This window comes from Streptomyces sp. NPDC048415 (assembly GCF_040651675.1).
GTDB lineage: Bacteria > Actinomycetota > Actinomycetes > Streptomycetales > Streptomycetaceae > Streptomyces.
The window spans coordinates 53,153-76,036 of record NZ_JBEZKJ010000031.1; the positions used below are offsets into that span (position 1 = coordinate 53,153).

At 71.9% G+C, this 22,884-nt stretch carries 19 protein-coding genes; 16 read left to right on the top strand and 3 right to left on the bottom strand.

What is annotated here, in order from left to right; translation table 11 throughout:
- Genes AB0D27_RS21410 through AB0D27_RS21425 form a run of 4 tightly spaced genes read left to right on the top strand, consistent with a single transcriptional unit; the run spans nt 1 to nt 4,398 of the window.
- A complete protein-coding gene (locus tag AB0D27_RS21410) occupies nt 1-1,392 on the top strand; it encodes an aldehyde dehydrogenase family protein (protein WP_362510947.1) in 1,392 nt (463 codons plus the stop codon).
- A complete protein-coding gene (locus tag AB0D27_RS21415) occupies nt 1,389-2,171 on the top strand; it encodes a 3-oxoacyl-ACP reductase (RefSeq protein ID WP_362510950.1) in 783 nt (260 codons plus the stop codon). The genes AB0D27_RS21410 and AB0D27_RS21415 overlap by 4 nt, the downstream gene beginning before the upstream one ends.
- A 26-nt stretch (nt 2,172-2,197) precedes the next feature.
- Nucleotides 2,198-3,454 carry a haloacid dehalogenase-like hydrolase gene (locus AB0D27_RS21420; RefSeq protein ID WP_362510953.1) on the top strand — a complete coding sequence of 419 codons (1,257 nt, stop codon included), beginning with the start codon at nt 2,198-2,200 and terminating at the stop codon, nt 3,452-3,454.
- A gap of 35 nt (nt 3,455-3,489) precedes the next feature.
- A complete protein-coding gene (locus tag AB0D27_RS21425) occupies nt 3,490-4,398 on the top strand; it encodes a DUF2510 domain-containing protein (RefSeq protein ID WP_362511018.1) in 909 nt (302 codons plus the stop codon).
- Nucleotides 4,399-4,410: 12 nt separating this feature from the next.
- Here AB0D27_RS21425 and AB0D27_RS21430 read toward each other — a convergent pair whose 3' ends face one another.
- Nucleotides 4,411-5,613: an amino acid deaminase/aldolase gene (locus tag AB0D27_RS21430; RefSeq protein WP_362510956.1), complete on the bottom strand. Its 1,203-nt coding sequence runs from the start codon at nt 5,611-5,613 to the stop codon at nt 4,411-4,413.
- 933 nt (nt 5,614-6,546) lie between these two features.
- Between AB0D27_RS21430 and AB0D27_RS21435 the strand changes: the two genes are divergently transcribed.
- Nucleotides 6,547-7,941: a hypothetical protein gene (locus AB0D27_RS21435; protein WP_362510959.1), complete on the top strand. Its 1,395-nt coding sequence runs from the start codon at nt 6,547-6,549 to the stop codon at nt 7,939-7,941.
- Complete coding sequence (mycP, locus tag AB0D27_RS21440; RefSeq protein WP_362510962.1) at nt 7,938-9,218, top strand: type VII secretion-associated serine protease mycosin; 1,281 nt, start codon at nt 7,938-7,940, stop codon at nt 9,216-9,218. The genes AB0D27_RS21435 and mycP overlap by 4 nt, the downstream gene beginning before the upstream one ends.
- Here the strand turns inward: mycP and AB0D27_RS21445 are convergent.
- Complete coding sequence (locus AB0D27_RS21445; RefSeq protein ID WP_362510964.1) at nt 9,215-10,180, bottom strand: serine hydrolase; 966 nt, start codon at nt 10,178-10,180, stop codon at nt 9,215-9,217. The genes mycP and AB0D27_RS21445 overlap by 4 nt on opposite strands.
- 149 nt (nt 10,181-10,329) lie before the next feature.
- Between AB0D27_RS21445 and AB0D27_RS21450 the strand changes: the two genes are divergently transcribed.
- The gene (locus AB0D27_RS21450; protein ID WP_362510966.1) at nt 10,330-11,061 is read left to right on the top strand and encodes an SseB family protein; all 732 of its coding nucleotides are present in this window, start codon (nt 10,330-10,332) and stop codon (nt 11,059-11,061) included.
- A 19-nt stretch (nt 11,062-11,080) separates the two neighbouring features.
- Here the strand turns inward: AB0D27_RS21450 and AB0D27_RS21455 are convergent, their stop codons facing one another.
- Entirely contained in the window at nt 11,081-11,446 is a 366-nt protein-coding gene (locus AB0D27_RS21455) for a DUF1844 domain-containing protein (RefSeq protein ID WP_362510968.1), read from the bottom strand.
- 370 nt (nt 11,447-11,816) lie between these two features.
- Here AB0D27_RS21455 and infC point away from each other — a divergent pair, with 370 nt between their 5' ends.
- From infC to AB0D27_RS21500, 9 genes are all read left to right on the top strand, one after another.
- Nucleotides 11,817-12,563: a translation initiation factor IF-3 gene (infC, locus tag AB0D27_RS21460; protein ID WP_362511021.1), complete on the top strand. Its 747-nt coding sequence runs from the start codon at nt 11,817-11,819 to the stop codon at nt 12,561-12,563.
- 106 nt (nt 12,564-12,669) lie between these two features.
- Nucleotides 12,670-12,864 (top strand): 50S ribosomal protein L35, encoded by a 195-nt coding sequence (rpmI, locus tag AB0D27_RS21465; protein WP_003947156.1) that lies wholly within the window; start codon nt 12,670-12,672, stop codon nt 12,862-12,864.
- A 95-nt stretch (nt 12,865-12,959) separates the two neighbouring features.
- Nucleotides 12,960-13,343, top strand: coding sequence for a 50S ribosomal protein L20 (rplT, locus tag AB0D27_RS21470; RefSeq protein ID WP_020938960.1), 384 nt, complete (start codon nt 12,960-12,962; stop codon nt 13,341-13,343).
- A gap of 276 nt (nt 13,344-13,619) precedes the next feature.
- The gene (locus AB0D27_RS21475; RefSeq protein ID WP_362510971.1) at nt 13,620-14,477 is read left to right on the top strand and encodes an RNA methyltransferase; all 858 of its coding nucleotides are present in this window, start codon (nt 13,620-13,622) and stop codon (nt 14,475-14,477) included.
- A gap of 51 nt (nt 14,478-14,528) precedes the next feature.
- Nucleotides 14,529-15,731: an ATP-binding protein gene (locus AB0D27_RS21480; RefSeq protein WP_362510974.1), complete on the top strand. Its 1,203-nt coding sequence runs from the start codon at nt 14,529-14,531 to the stop codon at nt 15,729-15,731.
- Between the two features lie 179 nt (nt 15,732-15,910).
- Nucleotides 15,911-17,035: a phenylalanine--tRNA ligase subunit alpha gene (pheS, locus tag AB0D27_RS21485; protein ID WP_362510977.1), complete on the top strand. Its 1,125-nt coding sequence runs from the start codon at nt 15,911-15,913 to the stop codon at nt 17,033-17,035.
- Nucleotides 17,035-19,539, top strand: a complete 2,505-nt coding sequence (gene pheT / locus AB0D27_RS21490) for a phenylalanine--tRNA ligase subunit beta (protein WP_362510980.1) — start codon at nt 17,035-17,037, stop codon at nt 19,537-19,539. The genes pheS and pheT overlap by 1 nt, the downstream gene beginning before the upstream one ends.
- A 545-nt stretch (nt 19,540-20,084) precedes the next feature.
- The gene (locus AB0D27_RS21495) at nt 20,085-21,134 is read left to right on the top strand and encodes a PP2C family protein-serine/threonine phosphatase (protein WP_362511024.1); all 1,050 of its coding nucleotides are present in this window, start codon (nt 20,085-20,087) and stop codon (nt 21,132-21,134) included.
- A gap of 289 nt (nt 21,135-21,423) precedes the next feature.
- Nucleotides 21,424-22,764, top strand: coding sequence for a transcriptional regulator (locus AB0D27_RS21500; RefSeq protein ID WP_362510983.1), 1,341 nt, complete (start codon nt 21,424-21,426; stop codon nt 22,762-22,764).
- Nucleotides 22,765-22,884: the final 120 nt, after the last annotated feature.

Consider the following 22,884-nt stretch of genomic DNA (forward strand, 5'->3'; position numbering starts at 1 on the left):
TTGTCCGAGCAGTCCGCCGCACCGTACGCGCTCCAGGTACTCAATCCCGCGACCGAGGAGGTCATCGCCACCGTCCCGGGCGCCACCCCGCAGGACGTCGACACCGCCGTCGTGCGAGCGGCGAAGGCGCAGGCCGGGTGGGCAGCCCTCGCGCCGGGCGAGCGCGCCCGGCTGCTGCGCCGCTTCGCCGTCGTCGTCGACGAACACCTCGAAGAACTGGCTCGGCTCGAGGTCCGCGAGGCCGGCCACACCCTCGGCAACGCCCGCTGGGAAGCGGGCAACGTCCGGGACCTGCTCGACTACGCGGCCGGCGGTGTGGAGCGGCTGACCGGCCGCCAGATCCCGGTGCCGGGCGGCCTCGACATCACGATCCTCGAACCGCTCGGCGTGGTGGGGATCATCGCGCCCTGGAACTTCCCGATGCCGATCGCGGCATGGGGTGCGGCCCCGGCGCTCGCGGCGGGCAACGCGGTCGTCCTCAAGCCCGCCGAGACCACACCCCTCACGGCTCTGCGTCTGGCCGAACTCGCCCTGGAGGCGGGCCTTCCCGAGCACCTGTTCCAGGTGCTGCCGGGCGCGGGACCCGTCGCGGGCAACGCCCTCGTCGAGCACCCGGGCGTGGCCAAAATCGTCTTCACCGGATCAACGGCCGTTGGCAAACAGGTGTTGGCGAAGGGCTCGGCCCTCCTCAAGCGCGTCACCCTCGAACTCGGCGGCAAGAGCCCCAACATCGTCTTCGCCGACGCCGACATCGAGGCCGCCGCGGCCGCCGCCCCCATGGCCTTCCTCGACAACTCCGGCCAGGACTGCTGCGCCCGCACCCGTGTCCTCGTCCAGCGCTCCGCGTACGACCGCTTCCTCGAACTCCTCGCCCCGGCGATCGAGTCCGTCGTCGTCGGCGACCCGTCCGACGAACAGACCCAGATGGGCCCGCTGATCTCCCGGGCACAACTGGAGCGCGTACGGTCCTACGTCGACGTCGACGCGCCCGGCATCCGCGGCAAGGCCCCCGAGGGCCCCGGCTTCTGGTTCCCGCCCACCGTCCTCACCGGCATCGAGCCCCACGCGCGCGTGGCCGTCGAGGAGGTCTTCGGCCCCGTCGCGGTCGTCCTGCCCTTCGAGGACGAGGCGGACGCCATCCGCCTCGCCAACGACACGTCGTACGGGCTCTCCGGCTCCATCTGGACCCGTGACGTCGGCCGGGCGCTGCGCGTCTCGGGGGCCGTCCGCGCCGGGAACCTGTCGGTCAACTCCCACTCCAGCGTCCGCTACTGGACCCCCTTCGGCGGCTTCAAGCAGTCCGGCATCGGGCGCGAGCTCGGCCCGGACGCCCTGACCGCCTTCACCGAAACCAAGAACGTCTTCATCAGCACGGAGGGCCCCGCACAGTGACCGACGAAACCATCTGCCGCCGCCTGGTCGGCCGCACCGCCGTCATCACCGGCGCCGGCAGCGGCATCGGCCTCGCCACCGCGCGCCGGCTCGCCTCCGAGGGTGCCCACGTCGTCTGCGGCGACGTGGACGAGCAGCGCGGCAAGGCCGCCGCCGAGGAGATCGGCGGCACCTTCGTGAAGGTCGACGTCACCGACCCCGAGCAGGTCGAGGCGCTTTTCAAGACGGCGTACGACACCTACGGCTCCGTCGATATCGCCTTCAACAACGCGGGCATCTCGCCGCCCGACGACGACTCCATCCTGGACACCGGCCTGGAGGCCTGGAAGCGCGTCCAGGAGGTCAACCTCACCTCCGTCTACCTGTGCTGCAAGGCCGCGATCCCCTACATGCGGCGCCAGGGCAAGGGCTCCATCATCAACACGGCGTCGTTCGTGGCCCGGATGGGCGCGGCGACCTCGCAGATCTCGTACACGGCCTCCAAGGGCGGTGTGCTGGCCATGTCCCGCGAGCTGGGCGTGCAGTTCGCGAGGGAGGGCATCCGGGTCAATGCCCTGTGCCCCGGCCCTGTCAACACCCCGCTGCTGCAGGAGCTGTTCGCCAAGGACCCCGAGCGGGCCGCGCGGCGGCTCGTGCACATCCCGGTCGGCCGGTTCGCCGAGGCGGACGAGATCGCCGCGGCGGTCGCCTTCCTCGCCAGCGACGACTCCTCCTTCGTGAACGCCACCGACTTCCTGGTGGACGGCGGTATCTCGGGCGCGTACGTCACGCCTCTGTAGACCGCCCGGTGTACGGTCCACATTTCATGCGATACCGACACGTTTTCGCGTGGACCCTGGTCGCGGCCGCCACCCTGGCGGCGGCCGCACCGCCGGCTTCGGCAGCCGGTCACGCCAACTGTCCGCAGCTGTCGGGACGTTGGTACGGCGACAACCGCGCCCACCTCCAGCAGGTCATCGACGAGCGGGGCAGCTGCGCCGGGCACGGCCGCCGGAGCCGCCCGGTCGCCGCCTTCGACTGGGACAACACGGTCACCAAGAACGACGTCACCGACGCCACCCTCGCCTGGGCCCTGAAGCACGACAAGATCCTGCGCCCGGCGAGCTGGGGGACCACCAGCAAGTGGCTCACGGACGCGGCGGACACCGCCCTGACCGCCGCCTGCGGCACCGGCGTCCCCGTCGGCGCACCCCTGCCGACCGCCACGAACCCCCGTTGCACGGACGAGATCTTCGAGATCCGCGAGGACGGCCGGACCATGAGCGGCGCCGCCGCCTTCGCCGGTTCCTGGAACCACCGGCGCACCGTCCCGCAGTACGCCTGGGTGCCCCAGCTGTTCGCCGGACACACGGTCGCCGAGCTCTCCTCGTATGCCCGCACCGCACGGACGGGAGCGCTCGCGGCGCCCATCGGCTCCACGCAGACCCTCGGCACCCACACGATCCCGGCGTACGTCCGCTACTACGACGAGCAGCGCGAGCTGATCCATACGCTCCAACGAGCCGGATTCGACGTCTACATCGTCTCGGCGGGCTCCGAACCCGTCACCGAGATCTGGTCGCGCGGTGTCGGCGTCGACGCCCGGCACACCCTCGCGATCCGCTCCGTCCTCGACCGGCACGGCCGGCTCACCACACGGAACCAGGGCTGCGGCGACGTGCCCGCGAGCCGGGGCGAGGCCATCCCGTACATCGACGGCAAGCGCTGCTGGATCAACCAGGAGATCTACGGCGTCCAGGGCACCGCGGCCTGGCAACGGCAGGACCGCCGCCATCGCCCCGCGATCGCGGCCGGTGACGCCGACACCGACGTCACCTTCGTCGGTGACGCCACCGGGGCGCACCTCGTCCTCAACCGCGACAAGAGCGAACTCATGTGCCGGGCGTACGACGACGCCGACGGCCGCTGGGTGATCAACCCGATGTTCATCGAACCGCTCCCGCGCAGGCCGGATCCCTACCCGTGCTCGACTGGCGCGTTCAACGAACCGGACGGCGCAAAGGGGCCGGTCCTCAGGGACGACGGCTCGGTGGTGCCCGACCGTCAGGACACCGTGTACTGATCACCACCGGCACGTCCTAGAGTGCCGGGATGAGCATGACGCCTCCGCCCGGCTGGTACCGCGACCCGTCGTACCCACTCGTCGAGCGCTGGTGGGACGGGACCGTGTGGACCGACCACCGGCGCCAGATCGAGGTTCCCCAACAGCCTTCGCCGCAACCGGAGTCCCCCGGTGGCGGCGGCTCCGGCCGCGCCAAGGCCGTCGCGCTCACGGTGGCCGGAGCCGTCCTCGTCGCCTCGATCGTCACGGGCGCCGTGCTCCTGCGCAGGGACGACGACAGCGGGAACGCGGTGGCGCAGACCCCACCGACCACTCCGTCGAGGACCGACACCCCCGCGCCCTCGGCGTCCACCTCCCAGCCGTCGGCCGACGACCCGTCCCTGGTCGTGGACCAGCTCAACGGCATCACCCTGCCGCTGCTCGACGGCTGGGTCAGGCCCAAGTACGTCGCCGAGGACGATGTCGTGATGACGACTCCGGGCACGTACGACTGCCCGGGCGACCCGGGTCTGTGCCGCCACGGCCGGGTCATATCGCGCACGGTCACGGCGAACGACGAGAAGTCCCCGAAGGCCCTGGCCGAGCAGGACATCGAGGACGCGGCGAACAGCGCGTACGACCGCGACCTCGTCAACAGCCGGCCCTACCGGGGCATCAAGTCCCACCAGCAGCTGAAGGCGGGCTCGGCCGCCGTCGCCGGCCGAGCCGGGTACTTCGTGCGCTGGAAGGTCAGGACCGGGGTGGGGCCCGGGGGTTACGTCGAGTCGCTGGCCTTTCCCTCCAGCGTCGGCTCGGAGTCGCTCGTCATCGTCCGCTTCGCCTTCGACGCGGGCCCCGACGGGCCCCCGCTGACCGACATGGACAAGATCACCGAGGGGATACGGCCGATGGGCGACACGGACACGGGCGGGGGCGTGGGCAGCAGCATCGGCCCGTCGAAGTGAGGACCCGCGCGCTCAGAGAAACGTGTGCCCTTCACCGCGATACGTCGGGACGGCGGCCGTCACTGTGTCACCCGCCACGAGGTGCAGCGTGTCGAACCGCTCGCACAGCTCGCCCGCCTTGGCGTGCCGGAACCACACCCTGTCGCCGATGAGCAGATCGTCCGCGGGGGAGCCGAGCAACGGGGTCTGCACCTCGCCGGGGCCCTCCTGGGGGTCGTACCTCAGTCCCTCGGGCAGGTAGGGCACGGGCAGCCGGTCGGGGCCCGGCGCCCCGGACGCCGGGTATCCGCCGCCGAGCACCGTGACGACGCCCACTCCCGGCCTGCGGACCACTGGCTGGGCGAACAGCGCGGCCGGACGCCCGCTGAAGGACGTGTAGTTGTCGAAGAGCCTCGGCACGTAGAGCCCCGACCCTGCCGCGATCTCGGTGACCGCGTCCTCGGCGGCCGTGTGCTGGACGCTGCCGGTGCCGCCGCCGTTGACGAATTCGAGGTCCGGCTGCACCGCCCGTACGGCCCGGACGACATCGGCGCGCCGCTGGGCGAGCTCCTTGCGGGCGGTGGCCTGCATCAGCCGCACGGCACGCGAGCGCAGCGGGCGCCCCGCGATCGCGTCGCCGACACCCGCGATATGACCCTCGTACGCCATGATCCCCACCAGCTTGAACCCGGGCTTGCGGGTGACGGCGCGGGCCATCTCGGCGACCTGGGCGGGGGAGTGCAGCGGCGAGCGCAGGGCTCCGACGCGGACCCGGCCGCCGAGCAGCTTGAGGGAGGTGTCCAACTCCAGGCAGACACGCACCACTTCGGTGCCGCCCTGCCGCGCCTCGTCGATGAGGCGGAGCTGGGCCGGGTCGTCGACCATGACGGTCACGGCGGCGGCGAGCTTGGGGTCGCCGGTCAGCTCGGCGTAGCCCTTGCGGTCCGCCGACGGGTAGGCGAGCAGCACGTCGTCGAACCCGGACCTGGCCAGCCACAGGGACTCGGCGAGGGTGAAGGACATGATCCCCGCGAAGCCGTCCCGGCCCAGGACGCGTTCGAGGAGGGCGCGGCAGCGGAGGGACTTGCTGGCGACCCGGATCGGCTTGCCGCCGGCCCGGCGGACGAGATCGTCCGCGTTCGCGTCGAAGGCCTCCAGGTCCACGATCGCGACAGGGGCGTCGAGGTGAGCGGTGGCCCGGTCGTAGCGGGCCCGGTCTGCGGCGCGGGCAGTCATGACCGAAGCCTGCCAGACTCGATTACCGCAGGGTAGGGGGACGTTCCGGGCAGATGCCCCGGGGCCGCGGACTGGTTCCCTCCGGGCGCGCGTCAACCCGTAGAGTGACGCGCACGCAGGGAGGAACGACCTTGCCCCGGCGGGCCCTGCCCGGGGTGACGGTCCACCGGCGCGGGTATGCGTGCCCGTGGCGGAGTCCCACCCGGCCCCGCCGAGCTCCGCGGCGGTCCGATGGCCCGGGTACGAGGAAACGGGGGGAGCATGAGCACGGAAGCGCGCCGCGCCGCCATCCCTCCACGCCCGTCAGCGCCACCGCGGCCTTCCATGCCGGCGGGTGGGTCCGCTTCTGCCGACACGTCCAGTGCGCCTGATGGGGCGGCTCCGTCCGGGGCCTCTACCGCACCGGGCACGTCTACCCAGCCGGGCACGGGAACGGTTACGTCGATGTCGCCCGGTCCGTCGGTCTCGGCGGCGTCTTCCGAGGACCCCTCGGCTGGCGCGGGCTCGGGGGCTCCGGAAGCCCCCGCTGGTCCCTCGGCCGCGGCGGGCTCGCCTCTTCCGGCGCGTTCCGGTGGTCCGTCGACTGCGCCGGGCTCGTGGGGCCCAGAGCGTCCCGCGGGGCCCTCGGCTGCGCCGGGCACGTCGATTCCGGCACCTTCCCGTGATCCGTGGACCGCGGCGCCCCCGGCGACTCCGCACGGCTTGTCGACGCCTCCCCGCCCCGCGGCACCACCGCGCCCGCAGCGGCCTCCGACAGCGGGGAAGGGTGCGTCGGTGGGCGTCTCCGCCTCGCCGCCGCCGCGCCCGGCGGAGCCGCCTTCCCCTCGGCAGGGCCCCGACTCGCCCGCGCCCCGGCGAGGCGACCGGCCTCTTCTGGGTGACGGTCTGCCGTCCGGCCCCGGCGCGGCGCCGCCCGCGGGGCAGGGGCCGCGTGTGCCGTCGCCCCCGAAGTCCTTCGACTTCTTCGACACTTCCGCCGACACGGCGACGGCCGAGGATACCCGGCGGTCGCCGGGGGCCGACCCTCAGTCGTCCGGGGTGGGCTCGCCCCGCGAGCGGGAGTTCCGTGGTCTGCCCGCGCCCTCGGCGCAGGACATCCGGCGGTCGGCGGGTGCCGATGTGCAGTCGTCCGGTGCGGCCTCGGGCCGTGAGCGGGAGTCGGGTGGTTCGGCCGCGGCGACGGCGCGGGAGTCCCGGCGCTTTCCCGAGCTGCGGCCGGAGCCGCGGTCCGGCTCCGTGACGCCGCCCCCGCCGGCGGCCTCCGCCCGGTTCCCCGACGCACCGCCGGCCGAGCCCCGCCGAGGCACCGTGCCCGAGGAGCGGCCCGCGGAGACGACCAGGCGGCTGCAGCCCGTCCCGGCGGAGGAGCCCGCGCCGTCCCCGGCCGGCACCCGGTCCGAGGCGCGGGCCGCGGAGACGACCAGGCGGCTGCGGCCCATCCCGGCCGAGAAGCCCGCACCGGTCCCGGTCACCCCGTCAGCAACCCCGAGCGTGGAGCGTCCCTTCGTGTCGTTCGCGGAGCCGGAGAGGTACGACGACGGCTGCGAGCGTCGGCGAGTGTTCGGCGGGCGTCGCATGCGGCCCCGTACGGCCGCCGCCGCGGCGTGTGTCGTACTCGGACTCGGGCTCATCGGCGGCGCGGTGACAGGCAGTTGGCTGACCGGGGACGACGCGGACGGACCCGGCTCGCGCGGCGCGTTCGCGGCGGCCGGGGAGCTCTGGCACAGCGTCCCCGTGGACCAGCTCTTCCCGCCCACCGTGCGGGGCGACGGCGCGGGCCCCGGCGGCGCCGACCGCACGTGGACCCGTGTCGCCGTCGCCCCCGACACCGGATGCAAGGACGCCTTCGACCCTCTCCTGCGCAAGGCCCTCGCCCCAGTCGGCTGCCTGCGGCTGCTGCGCGCCACCTATACGGACGCGACCCGCAGTCATGTCACCACCGTCGGCCTGCTGTTCACCAAGGCGGACGCGACCGCCATGACCTCCCTGAAGACCCGCTTCCAGAAGGAGGGCCTGGACCGGCGCACCGATCTGATGCCCCGTCCGTACGCCGCCGAGGGCACCGTAGCCGAGGGCTTCGGCAACGCCCAGCGCGCGTCCTGGACGGTGTCGGTCCTCACGGACGCCCCCGTCGTCGTCTACGCCGTCTCCGGCTTCGCCGACGCCCGCGCCGTCAGCGCCCCCCAGCCCGCCGCCGACGCCATGAAGGCGGGCGCCACCACGGCCCCGGCCCAGGCGGGCCTCGGCCACGAGGCACAGGGCCTCGCCGACCGCGTCGAGCGAGCCCTCCGCAAGACCGTCACCTCGGCCACGGAGAAGCCGTCATGACCCGCAAGGCCAAACTGCCCCGCAGCGCGGGAGTCACTGACAGGGCCGGAGCGACCCGCAGCCCCCGACTGCCCCGCCGAGCCGGGCTCCTCAGCGTCCTGCTGGCCGCCTCCGTCACCCTGGTGCCCCCCACCGCCGCCCACGCCGACGGCATACGCGCCCAGCAGTGGGCCCTCGACGCGATGCACACCCAGGAGGCCTGGCGCACGACGAAGGGCAAGGGCATCACGGTCGCCGTCCTCGACACCGGCGTCGACGCCCAGCACCCGGACCTCGCGGGCAACGTGCTCACCGGCAAGGACATGGTCGGCTTCGGGGCCTCCCGGGGTGACCGGGCGTGGGCCCGGCACGGCACCGCCATGGCGGGCATCATCGCCGGGCACGGCCACGGCTCGGTCGACACCGACGGCGTCATGGGCATCGCCCCCCAGGCGAAGATCCTCCCCGTCCGCGTCATCCTCGAAGACGGCGACTCGGCCCGCACCAAGGCCCGCAGCACCCGCGGCAACGCCCTCGCCGAGGGCATCCGCTGGGCCACCGACCACGGCGCCGACGTCATCAACCTCTCCCTCGGCGACGACTCCAAGTCCGCCCACCCCGAGCCTGCCGAGGACGAGGCCGTCCAGTACGCCCTGAAGAAGGGTGTGGTCGTCGTCGCCTCGGCCGGCAACGGCGGCGAGAAGGGCGACCACGTCTCGTACCCGGCCGCCTATCCGGGCGTGATCGCGGCGACCGCCGTCGACAGGTACGGCACCCGCGCCTCGTTCTCCACCCGCCGGTGGTACGCCACGGTCAGCGCCCCCGGCGTCGACGTCGTGATCGCCGACCCGGACGACCGCTACTACGAGGGCTGGGGCACCAGCGCGGCATCCGCGTTCGTGTCCGGCGCGGTCGCCCTCATCAAGGCGGCCGACCCGGGCCTGTCCCCGGCCCAGATCAAGCAACTCCTCGAGGACACGGCCCGCGAGGCACCCACCGGCGGCCGTGACGACTCCCGCGGCTTCGGTTTCATCGACCCCGCCGCCGCCATCAAGGCGGGCGGCCGGCTCAAGCCGGAAGGGCTCGTCGCGGCCTCGTACGGCCAGAAGTACTTCGGCACGGGCCCGGCCACCCCCGAGGACGACGCCAACGCCTCCAGCTGGGCGGGCCCCCTCGCGGGCGGCCTCGGCGGAGTGCTGCTGGCGGCGTCGGTGGTGCTGTGGCGCGGCCGCAGGACCCCGAACCGCTTCAGCCGGGCCTCAAGGCACAGCCAGCACAACAGAAGGCCCGTGATCTAGTCGGCGGCCGCGTCCTGGAAGGCCGACACCGCCGCCTGGGCCGCCGCCTCGACCAGCGAAATCCCCTTCGTCTTCGTCGAGTTGCCGTCGGACAGCGTCGCCACCAGATAGCCGTGACCGTCGACGGTGACCCGCCCGATGCTGTTGATGTCCCACAGCCCCGTCGTGCTGCGCGCCAACCACCCGTTCTTCAGGGCCCACTTGGAGCCGTCGGCCGCAGCCGACACCCCCCAGTGCTGGTCGGTGGCGATCTCACCCATGAGCCCCTGAAGATACGTCTGCGAGCTCTCGCTGAGTTCCGAGTCGTCCCCGAACACCTGCCGCAGCAAGGCTAGTTGATCGGCCGCCGTGGTCTGGGTCAGCCCCCACAACGCGCCGTCGCCACCCGTGGTGTCGGACAGCCCGAAGCGCTTGTTCGCGGAGTCGAGACCGTCCGCCTGCCCGATCGCGGCCCACAGCGCGGACGCCGACGCGTTGTCGCTGTTCTCGATCATCGCGGTGGCGTACGTCTTCTCCTGTGCGGTGAGATGCCGGTCCGCGTCCTGTGCCTGGAGCAGCAGCGTCGCCAGGATGTCGACCTTGACGATGCTCGCGGTGTCGAAGGTGCCGTCGCCGTACGTGGCGCTCTCGGCGGAGTCGAGGTCGAAAACGGCGACCGACACGTCCGCGCCGTCCGCCACGGCCACCGACTTCATCGCCTTGGTGAGCAGCGCGTCCCGGTCCACCGAGGGCTCCGCCACAGGTTCCACCGATGCCTCCTCGTCGACGCTCGGCGAGGGCGAGGGCGCCGCCGAGGCCGGGGACGACGATACGAGGCCCGGGCCGTCGTGCGCCTGCGCCTTCACATACACGGTGCCGGCGGCCGTACCGCCCACCAGGACGGCGGAGGCCACCAGGGTATAGAGGAGCGGCTTGCGTCGGGAGGGACGGGCGCGGCGCCCGCGGGCTCTGTGACGGTCCATCCCGCGATGCTCGGGGCCCGGGCTGTGCCCGCGGTTAGACGAATGTTAGATGTGTGTCAGGGAAGGCTGAGAAACCCATGAGTCCCGTCAACGCCGGGTTTCCGGGGCCGCACAAGCGCAGCAGCATCCCACCGATAGGGTCGGGGATCGTGGCGAACAAGAACATTCCCGACTCCGGCTTCCCCGACGACGACGGCTCCGCCGATCCCCGGCTGAGCGCGGCGCTCGCGGCGTGGGCCGAGGACCGCACCGCCGTGGGGCCGGTCCTGGAGGCGCTCAAGGGTGCCCGGCTGCTCGTGCCCGTCGTGGCCCTCCTCGGCGAGGTCGAGGTGGACGAGAAAGGGCTGCGCCACGAGAAGACCAGCGACATGGCGGTACCCACCCTGAAGGCCGGCAGCCGCACGGCCCTGCCCGCCTTCACGTCCACCGAGTCGCTGGCCCGCTGGGATCCCGAGGCCCGCCCCGTCGCCGTACCCCTGCACCAGGCCCTGCAGGCGGCGGCGCACGAGAAGGCCGACACGATCGTGCTGGACATGGCGGGACCCGTGCCCTACGAGCTGACGGGCCCGGCCCTGCTGGCGCTCGCCGAGGGACGTACGTCCGCCGATCCGCTGTCCGACCCGGCCGTGGTCGACGCGGTGCGGGCCGCGGTCGCTACTGAGCCCCGGGTGCTCCGCGCCCACCTCGGCCCCGGCCAGGCCGACGGCACCCTCGCCGTCGTACTGGACCCGTCCGCCGCACCGGCCGAAGTCGCTCGCGCGCTCGCCGCACGGCTCGCGGCGGACGAAACGCTGAGGGCCCGCCTGGTGCGCGGCCTCGACCTGGCACTGCTGCCGGCCGAGGCGACGCCGCCGGGCGAGCCCCTGTACGTACGCTCCTGACGAGTCCGTCTCTTCGGCTCTAGCCGTAGACGGGGCCCGTGTACTTCTCGCCCGGGCCCTGGCCCGGCTCGTCCGGGACGATCGACGCCTCGCGGAACGCCAGCTGCAGCGACTTCAGACCATCGCGCAGCGGCGCCGCGTGGAAGGAGCTGATCTCGGTCGCGCTCGCGTCGAGCAGCCCGGCCAGCGCGGTCACCAGCTTGCGCGCCTCGTCCAGGTCCTTGTGCTCGTCGCCCACCCCTTCTTGTGGGGCCAGACCGAGCTTCACCGCGGCGGCACTCATCAGGTTGACGGCGACCGTCACGATCACCTCGACCGCGGGGACCTCGGCGATGTCGCGGGTCATGGTGTCGTAGTCGGGCGTCTGGGGAGGGGTGTCACTCATGCCCCCTACGATAGGTCCCGGATCGGACCCGGCCCCCGTCGGCCTCGGTTAGCCCTTCCCGGCCCGAGCTGCTAACCTTGTGTCACGACCGGCTGGACGCGCCAAGAAACATGTGGCGGGCCCGGCCCACAAGTGGAGGCTCCGATCTCCCACCCGACCATCCCCAGGGACGGCGGGTCACCCGGTCAGGCGGCCACCATCGTTCCGTACGGACGATGGAGTCGCCCGAAAGTGCGCCCCGCGGTTGACCGCGGCGGTGCTCCGGTAGTCCTTGGAGCCCCGCCTGTGTCCCGTCCGGGGCATTTTTCATGCCCCGCGGTGGTTGGTCCCATTGTCATCAGAGACATACGCGGCTGTCCGCCAGACCGCCGTGTGGTGCTACCGAGGAGGATCCATCAGCACCGAGCCCCGCATCAACGACCGGATTCGCGTTCCCGAAGTGCGACTTGTCGGTCCCAGCGGCGAGCAGGTCGGGATTGTTCCGCTTGCCAAGGCGCTGGAGCTTGCGCAGGAGTACGACCTCGACCTGGTCGAGGTGGCCGCGAGTGCGCGTCCGCCGGTCTGCAAGCTCATGGACTACGGGAAGTTCAAGTACGAGTCGGCCATGAAGGCCCGTGAGGCGCGCAAGAACCAGGCGCACACGGTCATCAAGGAAATGAAGCTCCGGCCGAAGATCGACCCGCACGACTATGACACCAAAAAGGGTCACGTCGTCCGGTTCCTCAAGCAGGGCGACAAGGTCAAGATCACGATCATGTTCCGTGGTCGCGAGCAGTCCCGGCCGGAACTCGGCTACCGACTGCTGCAGCGTCTCGCGTCGGACGTCGAGGACCTCGGTTTCGTCGAGTCGAACCCGAAGCAGGACGGCCGGAACATGATCATGGTTCTCGGTCCGCACAAGAAGAAGACCGAGGCGATGGCCGAGGCCCGTGAGGCCCAGGCGGCCCGCAAGGCTGAAGCGAAGGCCAACCCCGGCCGCTCGCAGAACGCCGCCGACGGTGACATCCCCGAGGGGGAGCTGCCCGAGGGGGACCTCCCCGAGGGTGAGACCACCGACGCGGAGACCGTCGACGCCGAGACCGCCGAGGCCCAGGCCGAGGCTTCCGCCGAGGCATGATCCCAGGGCTCGCGCCCCGGGATGTCAATCGATACATATGACGTTCCACCGTGCCCGGTTTCACGACCGGGCACCGGAACGCCACTGACGAGGAGAGAACGGCGCTATGCCGAAGAACAAGTCGCACAGCGGTGCCAGCAAGCGCTTCAAGATCACCGGCTCCGGCAAGGTGCTCCGCGAGCGCGCCGGCAAGCGCCACCTGCTCGAGCACAAGTCGTCGCGCCTGACGCGTCGCCTCACCGGCAACGCCGAGATGGCCCCGGGCGACGCCAAGAAGATCAAGAAGCTTCTCGGCAAGTGACGTACCGGCGCCTCGGCGCCGCACGTCTGGACCGGGACCCAATCGATTTCGGGCCGTGTGAGTCCCACCACGGCCCCGCTACAAGGAGTTAACAAGTGGCACGCGTCAAGCGGGCAGTCAACGCCCACAAGAAGCGCCGGGCGATCCTCGAGGCCGCCTCCGGCTACCGCGGTCAGCGTTCGCGCCTGTACCGCAAGGCCAAGGAGCAGGTCACCCACTCGCTGGTCTACAACTACAACGACCGCAAGAAGCGCAAGGGCGACTTCCGTCAGCTGTGGATCCAGCGCATCAACGCCGCTGCCCGCGCCAACGGCATCACCTACAACCGCTTCATCCAGGGTCTGAAGGCGGCGAACGTCGAGGTCGACCGCAAGATCCTCGCGGAGCTGGCCGTCAACGACGCCAACGCGTTCGCCGCGCTCGTCGAGGTCGCGCAGAAGGCGCTGCCGTCGGACGTCAACGCGCCGAAGGCCGCGTGACGCTGGCGCTGGCTTGAGCCGGACGTAGCTGTGGACCCGCTTGCCTTACGGCTTGCGGGTCCATGTGCGTTTGCCCCCGCGCGGCGGCTGGGCGCGTATCGCGCTTCGCGCTCGTCCTCAAACGCCGGACGGGCTGAAAAATCAGCCAGCACCCAAGGACGGGAAGGGTAGGGGCGGCGGGGGCGAAAACCCCTGTGGGCCCACCCCGCGATGCGGCACGAACCCTCCCGCCGCCCGGCTGTATCGAAGAACCCTCCGTAACCACCGAAGGAACCCATGGCTGCCGCCACCGAGCTGATCTCCCCGCGCTCGCCGCGTGTTTCCGCCGCTCGGCGGCTCGCCAAGCGGAACTTCCGGGGCAAGGAGCGGCTGTTCCTGGCCGAGGGCCCGCAGGCCGTGCGGGAGGCGGCCGCGCACCGGGGCGACGGTGGCGCCACCCTCGTCGAGCTGTTCGCGACGGTGGAGGCGGCGGAGCGGTACGCCGACATCATCGGGGAGGCCCGGGACGCCGGGGCTCGCGTGCACCTCGCGGACGAGACCGTGATCGCCGACATCTCGACCACCGTGACCCCGCAGGGACTCGTCGGGATCTGCCGCTTCCTCGACACCCCGTTCGAGGAGATCCTCAAGGCCGAGCCCAGGCTCGTCGCCGTACTCGCGCACGTGCGGGACCCCGGCAACGCCGGGACCGTGCTGCGCTGCGCGGATGCCGCCGGCGCCGAGGCCGTCGTCCTCACTGACGCGTCCGTCGACCTGTACAACCCCAAGTCCGTACGGGCCTCGGTCGGGTCCCTGTTCCATCTGCCCGTCGCCGTCGGCGTGCCGGTGGAGGACGCCGTGGCAGGCCTCAGGGGCGTCGGCGTACGGATCCTCGCCGCCGACGGTGCCGGGGACGACGACCTGGACGACGAACTGGACCAGGGGACCATGGGCGGGCCCACCGCCTGGGTGTTCGGCAACGAGGCCTGGGGGCTCCCGGAGGAGACCCGTGCGCTGGCTGATGCCGTCGTGCGCGTTCCGATCCACGGAAAGGCCGAGAGTCTGAACCTCGCCACCGCCGCCGCCGTATGTCTCTACGCGTCCGCCCGTGCACAGCGCGCCTCCGGAGGGTGCCGTTCCGTCACCGACAGCTAGTAGGGTGACGGGCTCGGGGGCCCACTGCCAGACGAGAGGTGGGGTACGGGGATGAGTGTCGGCACGAGCGGTGCGCAGAAGGCGCCGCGAGCACGGGACGCGCGCGGCACACCCGCGTCCCGGCGCGGTGATCTCGCCGCCGACCGTGGAGCCGATGCCGTGGCGGAACCCGGAGCCGAGCCGGCCATCGACCCCGACGACCTTCCGGACGGACTCGTCGTCGCCGACGAGCACGGCCGGGTGATCTGTTTCAACGCCGCCGCCGCCCGCATCACCGCCACCCCCGCCGACGAGGCCCTCGGCAGCCTGCTCGAATCGGCTCTCCCGTTGGAGGACCTGGAGGGCCGCAGGTGGTGGCAGCTGACCGATCCGTACGGCGGTCTCGCGATCCGCAACGGTCAGCCCGAGCGCAATCTGCTGCTTCCCGGCGGCCGTGAGGTCCTCGTCTCGGCGCGCTATGTGCGCACGAAGCCCATGGGGCCCGTCCGCCGCGTCGTGGTCTGCCTGCGTGACACCGAGGCCCGCCGCCGCACCGAGCGCAGCCACGCCGAGCTGATCGCCACGGTCGCCCACGAACTGCGCTCGCCGCTCACCTCCGTCAAGGGCTTCACGGCCACCCTGCTGGCCAAGTGGGAGCGCTTCACCGACGACCAGAAGAAACTCATGCTGGAGACCGTCGACGCCGACGCCAACCGGGTCACCCGGCTCATCGCCGAGCTGCTCGACATCTCCCGCATCGACTCCGGGCGCCTCGAAGTGCGCCGCCAGCCCGTGGACATCGGCGCCGCCGTCGGCCGCCACATCCAGGCGTACGTCGCCGCGGGCCAGTCGGCCGACCGTTTCCTGCTCCGCATCGAACATCCCCTGCCCGCCCTGTGGGCCGACCCCGACAAGATCGACCAGGTGCTGAGCAACCTGCTCGAAAACGCGGTGCGCCACGGCGAGGGATCCGTCACCATCGACGTAGCGCCCTCGGTGTCCCCGCGCGAGCGGGAGGACCGGGATGGCGCAGTGAACGCTGCCACGTCGGTCACGGTGAGCGACGAGGGCACCGGCATCCCGGAGGAGTCCATGAACCGCGTCTTCACCCGCTTCTGGCGGGGCAGCAAGCGCGGCGGCACCGGCCTCGGGCTCTACATCGTCAAGGGCATCGTCGAGGCCCACGGCGGCACCATCACGGTCGGCCGCGCCCCCGGTGGCGGCGCCGAGTTCCGATTTACGTTGCCCGTGGGCACCCCGGCGTATCTGCTCTGACGCCGAAGCGGCCCCACGGGCGCACGTGTACCGGAGCCACCCCTCGGACTGCGCGTCCAGGGCATGCTCCCACCCCGTTAGACTCGGCCTTTGGCACCTTTGCGTCCCCGTTCAGGGACGACGCGTCCCCCGAGTCGGGACGGGGACCCTCAGCCAGCCAACCGGAAGCACGGGAAGAGATGTCGGCACCGAATAAGTCGTACGACCCTGTAGAGGTCGAGGCCTTGAAACCGGAAGAGATCGAGCGCATGCGGGACGAGGCGCTCGCCGCCTTCGCGGCCGCCGGTGACCTCGACGCGCTCCAGGAGGCCAAGGTCGCCCACACCGGCGGCACCTCGCCGCTGGCCCTCGCCAACCGCGAGATCGGCGCCCTGCCCCCGCACGCCAAGGCAGCCGCCGGCAAGCTGGTCGGCCAGGCCCGCGGCGCGGTGAACAAGGCCCTCGCCGCCCGCCAGGCCGAGCTGGAGGCCGAGCGTGACGCCCGGGTGCTGGTCGAGGAGGCAGTGGACGTCACGCTGCCGTACGACCGCGTACCTCCCGGCGCCCGCCACCCGCTGACCACCATGATGGAGCGGGTCGCCGACGTCTTCGTGTCCATGGGATACGAGATCGCCGAGGGTCCCGAGGTCGAGGCGGAGTGGTTCAACTTCGACGCCCTGAACTTCGGCCCGGACCACCCGGCCCGGCAGATGCAGGACACCTTCTTCGTCGAGGGCCCCACGGGGGACCACGGCGAGTCCGGTGTCGTGCTGCGCACCCACACCTCTCCGGTGCAGGCCCGCGCCATGCTCGACCGTGAGCCGCCCGTCTACATCGTGTGCCCCGGCCGCGTGTACCGCACGGACGAGCTGGACGCCACGCACACCCCGGTCTTCCACCAGATCGAGCTCCTCGCCATCGACGAGGGCCTGACCATGGCCGACCTCAAGGGCACCCTCGACCACATGGTCAAGTCGCTCTTCGGTTCGGACATGAAGACCCGGCTGCGCCCGAACTACTTCCCCTTCACCGAGCCGTCCGCCGAGATGGACATGCTCTGCTACGTCTGCAAGGGCGAATCCATCGGCAACCCCGACCGCCCCTGCCGGACCTGCTCGTCCGAGGGCTGGATCGAGCTGGGCGGCTGCGGCATGGTCAACCCGCGCGTCCTCGTCGCCTGCGGCGTGGACCCGGAGAAGTACAGCGGATTCGCCTTCGGGTTCGGCATCGAGCGGATGCTGATGTTCCGCCACAACGTCGAAGACATGCGAGACATGGTCGAGGGTGACGTCCGGTTCACCCGGCCGTTCGGGATGGAGATCTGATGCGGGTCCCGCTTTCTTGGCTGCGGGAGTACGTCGACCTGCCGGCCACCGAGACCGGCCGCGATGTGCAGGCCAAGCTCGTTTCCGCGGGCCTCGAGGTCGAGAGGGTCGAGCAGCTCGGCGCCGACCTCAAGGGCCCCCTGGTCGTCGGCCAGGTGCAGTCCATCGAGGAACTGGAGGGCTTCAAGAAGCCCATCCGCTTCTGTCTGGTCGACGTCGGCACCGCCAACGGCACCGGTGAGCTCCAGGAGATCGTCTGCGGCGCCCGCAACTTCTCCGTCGGCGACAAGGTCGTCGTGGTGTTGCCCGGCGCCGTGCTGCCCGGCAACTTCGCGATCGCGGCGCGCGAGACGTATGGCAAGACCTCGCACGGCATGATCTGCTCCGGCGACGAGCTGGGCATGGGCGACGACGGCAGCGGCGGCATCATCGTGCTGCCGCCGGAGGTCGAGGTCGCCGCCGACGCCATCGAGCTGCTCCAGCTCGTCGACGAGGTCCTCGACATCGCCGTCACGCCCGACCGCGGCTACTGCCTCTCGTTGCGCGGTATCGCCCGCGAGGCCGCCATCGCCTACGGTCTGCCGCTGCGTGACCCGGCGCTGCTCGACGTACCGGCACCGAACGCGTTCGGCTACCCGGTGCAGATCTCCGAGCCGCTCGGCTGCGACCGCTTCACCGCGCGCACGGTGACCGGTCTCGACCCCGAGGCACGCTCCCCGATCTGGCTGCGCCGCCGCCTCCAGAAGGCGGGCATGCGTCCGATCTCGCTCGCCGTCGACATCACGAACTACGTGATGCTGGAGCTGGGCCAGCCCCTGCACGCGTACGACCGCTCCCGCGTCCAGGGCGCGATCGGCGTGCGCCGGGCCGAGCCGGGCGAGAAGCTCACCACCCTCGACGGCGTCAAGCGCACGCTGGACGCCGAGGACCTGGTGATCACCGACGACCGCGGCCCCATCGGCCTCGCGGGTGTCATGGGCGGCGCCAACACCGAGATCGACGACACCGAGGGCACCACCACCGAGGTCGTCATCGAGGCCGCGCACTTCGACGCGATCTCCATCGCGCGTACCGCCCGCCGCCACAAGCTGGCTTCCGAAGCGTCCAAGCGCTTCGAGCGCGGTGTCGACCCGCAGGCCGCGTCCGCCGCGGCCCAGCGGACCGTCGACCTCCTCGTGCTGCTCGCGGGCGGCACCGCCGACGCCGGGGTCACCGAGGTCATCGCGCCGTCCGCGCCGCACACCATCACCATCCCGGCGAACCACCCGGACAAGGTGGCCGGTGTCGACTACGGCCGCGAGACCGTCGTACGCCGTCTGCAGCAGGTCGGCTGCGACGTGTACGGGCAGGACGAGCTGATCGTCACCGTGCCGTCCTGGCGGCCCGACCTGACGGACCCGAACGACCTGGCCGAAGAGGTCATCCGGCTCGAGGGCTACGAGAATCTGCCCTCCACCCTGCCCAAGCCCCCCGCGGGCCTGGGCCTGACCGACCGGCAGCGGCTGCACCGCCGGATCGGCCGCGCGCTGGCCGGTGCCGGTTACGTCGAGGCGCTGAACTACCCGTTCCTCGGCGAGCACGTCTTCGACCAGTTCGGCCTGGCCGCCGACGACCCGAAGCGCAAGGTCGTCAAGCTGGTCAACCCGCTCTCCGACGAGGAGCCCGCGCTCCGTACGACGCTGCTGCCGGGCCTGCTGCACGCCCTGCGCCGCAACGACGGGCGCGGCAGCCACGACCTGGCGCTCTTCGAGACGGGCCTCGTCTTCCACCCGCAGGCGGAACTGCGCGTCGCCGGGCGGCTGCCCGTCGACCGCCGTCCCACCGACGAGGAGATCGCGTCGCTCACCGCCGCGCTCCCCGTCCAGCCCCGGCACGCCGCCGTCGTCCTCGCGGGCGCCCGCGAGCAGGCCGGCTGGTGGGGCAAGGGCCGCCCGGCCGACTGGGCCGACGCGATCGAGGCCGCGCGCACCGTGGCCCATGAGGCGGGGACCGAACTCCTCGTCCGCGCCGGCCAGTACGGGCCGTGGCACCCGGGCCGCTGCGCCGAGCTCGCCGTCGTCGTCGACGGTACGGAGAAGGTCATCGGGTACGCCGGTGAGCTGCACCCCGGCGTCCTGAAGACCCTGGGTCTGCCCGCGCGCACCTGCGCGATGGAGCTGGACCTGGACGCGCTGGAGCAGGCGAGCGCGGGCCTTCCCAAGGGCCCGAAGGTCTCGACCTTCCCGGTCGCCACGCAGGACGTCGCGCTGGTAGTCGACAAGTTCGTCCCGCACGTGGACGTCGAGGCCGCGCTGCGCGAGGGCGCGGGTCAACTCCTGGAGTCCATCCGGCTGTTCGACGTCTACGAGAACAGCGAGCAGCTCGGCGAGGGCAAGAAGTCCCTCGCGTACGCGCTGCGGTTCCGTGCCGCCGACCGCACCCTGACCGTCGACGAGGCCTCCGCGGCCCGCGACGCGGCCGTTTCGCTGGCCGCCGAGCTCACGGGGGCCGTTCTGCGGAGTTAGCTCCGCTGAGCCGGGGAACTGCGAGTCGTCCGTCGGCTGCGGGCCGTCCGTGGCTGGTCGCGCAGTTCCCCGCGCCCTTTACGGGGCATCCCCCCGCGCCCCTGCATCCCCGCGCCCCTTACGGGGCATCCACGCGCCCCTTATGGGGCCCTTCACGTCCGCCTACCTGCATAAATGCACATCCTCGAAGCACCTCACTCGTTCGGGTGACAAGTCAGGGCGAACTGGCCCGAACGGTCCATGCGGTCGACAGAATCGGACCGGCCTCACTGAGGCCGTGTGCGCTGTCAGGGCCTATTGGGGGGCCAATCGGCATGATCCGTATCAAGGCTGGGGCTCCCCGCAGGGCAACGCCCCGGACGCATTCACGGGTGCTGGCCCGGCCGGGCCTCGGGCCATGTGGCCGGGGCGACCGCCTGCGCGCCGGGCTCACCCGGGCGGTGCGCGGCAGAAGACCCCGTTTGGTCTCCAGGCATGCCCCCCGCGGCGGCCTCGACCGGACCGTTCGCCGGGCCGAGCGTCGGCCGCTGCGCCGGGCGCTGAGCATGGGGCTGCCCACGGTCTGGGGCGCGATGGCGATCACGTACAAGATGGCCTGTCCGCTCGCGCAGCAGAACGGGCTCGGCGCCCGGATCGTCACCAGCGCCGTCTTCTTCGCGGTCGGTACCGGCCTGATACTCCACGTCAGAGGGGCGCTGCTGCGGGAGCTGCGGCAGATCCGCAAGGTCGCCGGCGCCGCCCAGAGCGTGCTGCTGCGTCCGCTGCCGCCGCGCATCGACGGGCTGAACATCGCCGCGGCGCAGCTCTCCGCCGACCGGGGCGCGAACGTCGGCGGTGACCTGTACGAGGTCATCGCCACCGAGTACGGCGTACGGGTCGTCATGGGTGACGTCCGGGGGCACGGGCTCGGCGCCATCGGCACCGTCGCCGCCGTCCTCGGCAGCTTCCGCGAAGCCGTGCACGACGAGCCCGAACTCGGCTCTGTCCTGCGGCGACTTGAACGCGCGCTGGCCCGGCATCTGCGCGAGCGGGCCCGGGCCGAGCATCCCTCGGCCGGGCTCGATCCGCAGAGCCCGGTGGCCGAGGAGTTCGTCACCGTAGTGCTGCTGGAGATCCGCCGCGACGGCGAGGTGTACGCCCTCAACTGCGGTCACCCCTGGCCGTATCTGCTGCGCGGCCCCGCCGAACCGGCGGACGTACGCGGCCATGTCGAACCGCTGGCGGCCGGTGAACCGCTGCCGCCGCTGGGGCCGTTCCCGCTCCCGAGCGAGCTGCCCGTGCACTGCGGCCAACTGCTGCCCGGGCAGGTGCTGGTGCTGTACACCGACGGGGCCGAGGACGCGCGGGACGGCCGCGGGCGGTTCTTCTCCCTGCGGGACGCGCTGGCCGAAGCCGCACGGGAGAGCCCACTTGTACCCCAGACAGTGCTGCGGTCCGTCTTCACCGGATTGGTGCGCCACATCAAAGGCGCGCCCACGGACGACATCGCCTTGCTGTTGCTGCGCCATGACCGCCTCCCCAGGTGTGCCCCGACAGGGGCGCGAGGAACTGTGCGACAGACCACGACAAGCCCGCAGCCGACGAACCACCGTTGAATCCCCGGCGTTTACCAGCGCGGCGCGGACGCGCCGTCCGCCCCGCCACGGAGTGTCGGGCAGGCAGCTGGGCGGACGGCGCGGGAACGGGCCGCCGCACTGTACGAGGGGGAGCCGGCGGCCCGGCCGGCCTCTTGCGAGGCATTTCAGTCAACCGGCCCTAAACGCTCTGCGACAGCGCGCGTACTGCCCGGATACGGGCATTCCTTTCACACCCCGTGTGAAAGGGGACGCACTAGTCTGACGGGCACGATCGGCACCGTCGGCACCGAGCCACCCGGGGGCCCTCATGCAGCCCAACACTCTGCTCGACGCGATCCTCGACGAGGCGGGCATCTCGCACGCGGGACTCGCCGCCCACGTCAACCAGGCAGGGAGGGCGCGCGGCCTCGCGCTCCGCTACGAACACACCGCCGTGGCACGGTGGTTGAAGGGGCAGCGCCCGCGCGGCCAGGTGCCCGACCTGATCTGCGAGGTACTCGCCGGCCGGCTCCACCGGCCCGTCACGCTCGACGACATCGGGCTCGGCGTGCCCGGTGAGCCGTCCGCCCCGCACGGCACGTCGCTCTCCGGCTTCGTCGAGCGCGCCACCGCCCTGTGGCGCTCCGACGAACAGCAGCGCCCGCACATCCTCGGCGCACCGGCCGTCACCGGCACGCCCGCGGTGATGCCGGTGTGGGAGTGGGAGAACCCCCCCGAGGACGTGGACGTCTCGCGCGGCGGACGCCACCACGTGAAGATGTCCGACATCGAGATGCTGCGCGCGGCCCGCGCCCACTACGAGCAGATGTACCGCAAGGCGGGCGGTATCGCGACCCGCACGAGGATCGTCGGCTTCCTCAACTCCGAGACGGCGCCCCTGCTGCGCGGCAGCTACACCGACGCCACCGGCCGCCAACTGCACCGGGCCACGGGCGGGTTGGTCGCGATCGCGGGCATCTGCGCCTACGACTCCGACGCGCACGGACTCGCACAGCGCTACTTCCATCAGGCGCTGCGCCTGGCGAAGGCCAGTGGGGACAGGGGACTTGGGGCCTATGTGATAGCGCTGCTGGTCAACCAGTCGCTGTTCATGCGCGAGTACCGGCAGGCCGTCGCCTTCGCGGAGGCCGCGCTGCGCGCCGCGGGGCGGCACATCACGCCGGCGCTCGCCTCCGACCTCTACGCGATGCAGGCCAAGGCGTACGCGCACCTCGGCGACGGCAGCAGCGCGCTGTCCTGCATACGGCGTGCCGAGCAGGCCGCCGACCGCATCCGGCGCGGTTACGAGCCCGATGAGACCGGCTATGTCCAGCCGGGCCTGGTCAACGTACAGGTGGCGGAGGCGCTGCTCAGCCTCGGCGATCTGGTGGCGGCGGGGGAGCACGCCATGGCCGCCGTCGACAACCCGGCGCACGACCGCGGACGGGTGCACCGGCTAGCCATGCTCAGCCAGATCGAGCTGCGCCAGGGCAACGCCGACAAGGCGGTGGCGACCGCCGTCCAAATGGCAGAACAGGCGCGGGGGATGGAGTCCCAGCGACTGCGCGACAGACTGCGCGCGGTACGCGAACACCTGGTGCGCAGCGGCTGCGCGGGCACGTCGGAGGCCGCTGAACTCATCGACGGCGCACTGCGCGTACCGCTCTAGAAACCCGCTTCGGAACAGCGCGTACCGCTCCAGATCACTGTGCCTGCCGCTGCCGCTGCGCTGTGTCCCGACGGCTGTGAGCCTGCTGTCAGGACGCTCCTGCTGCGATATTGCCATCTA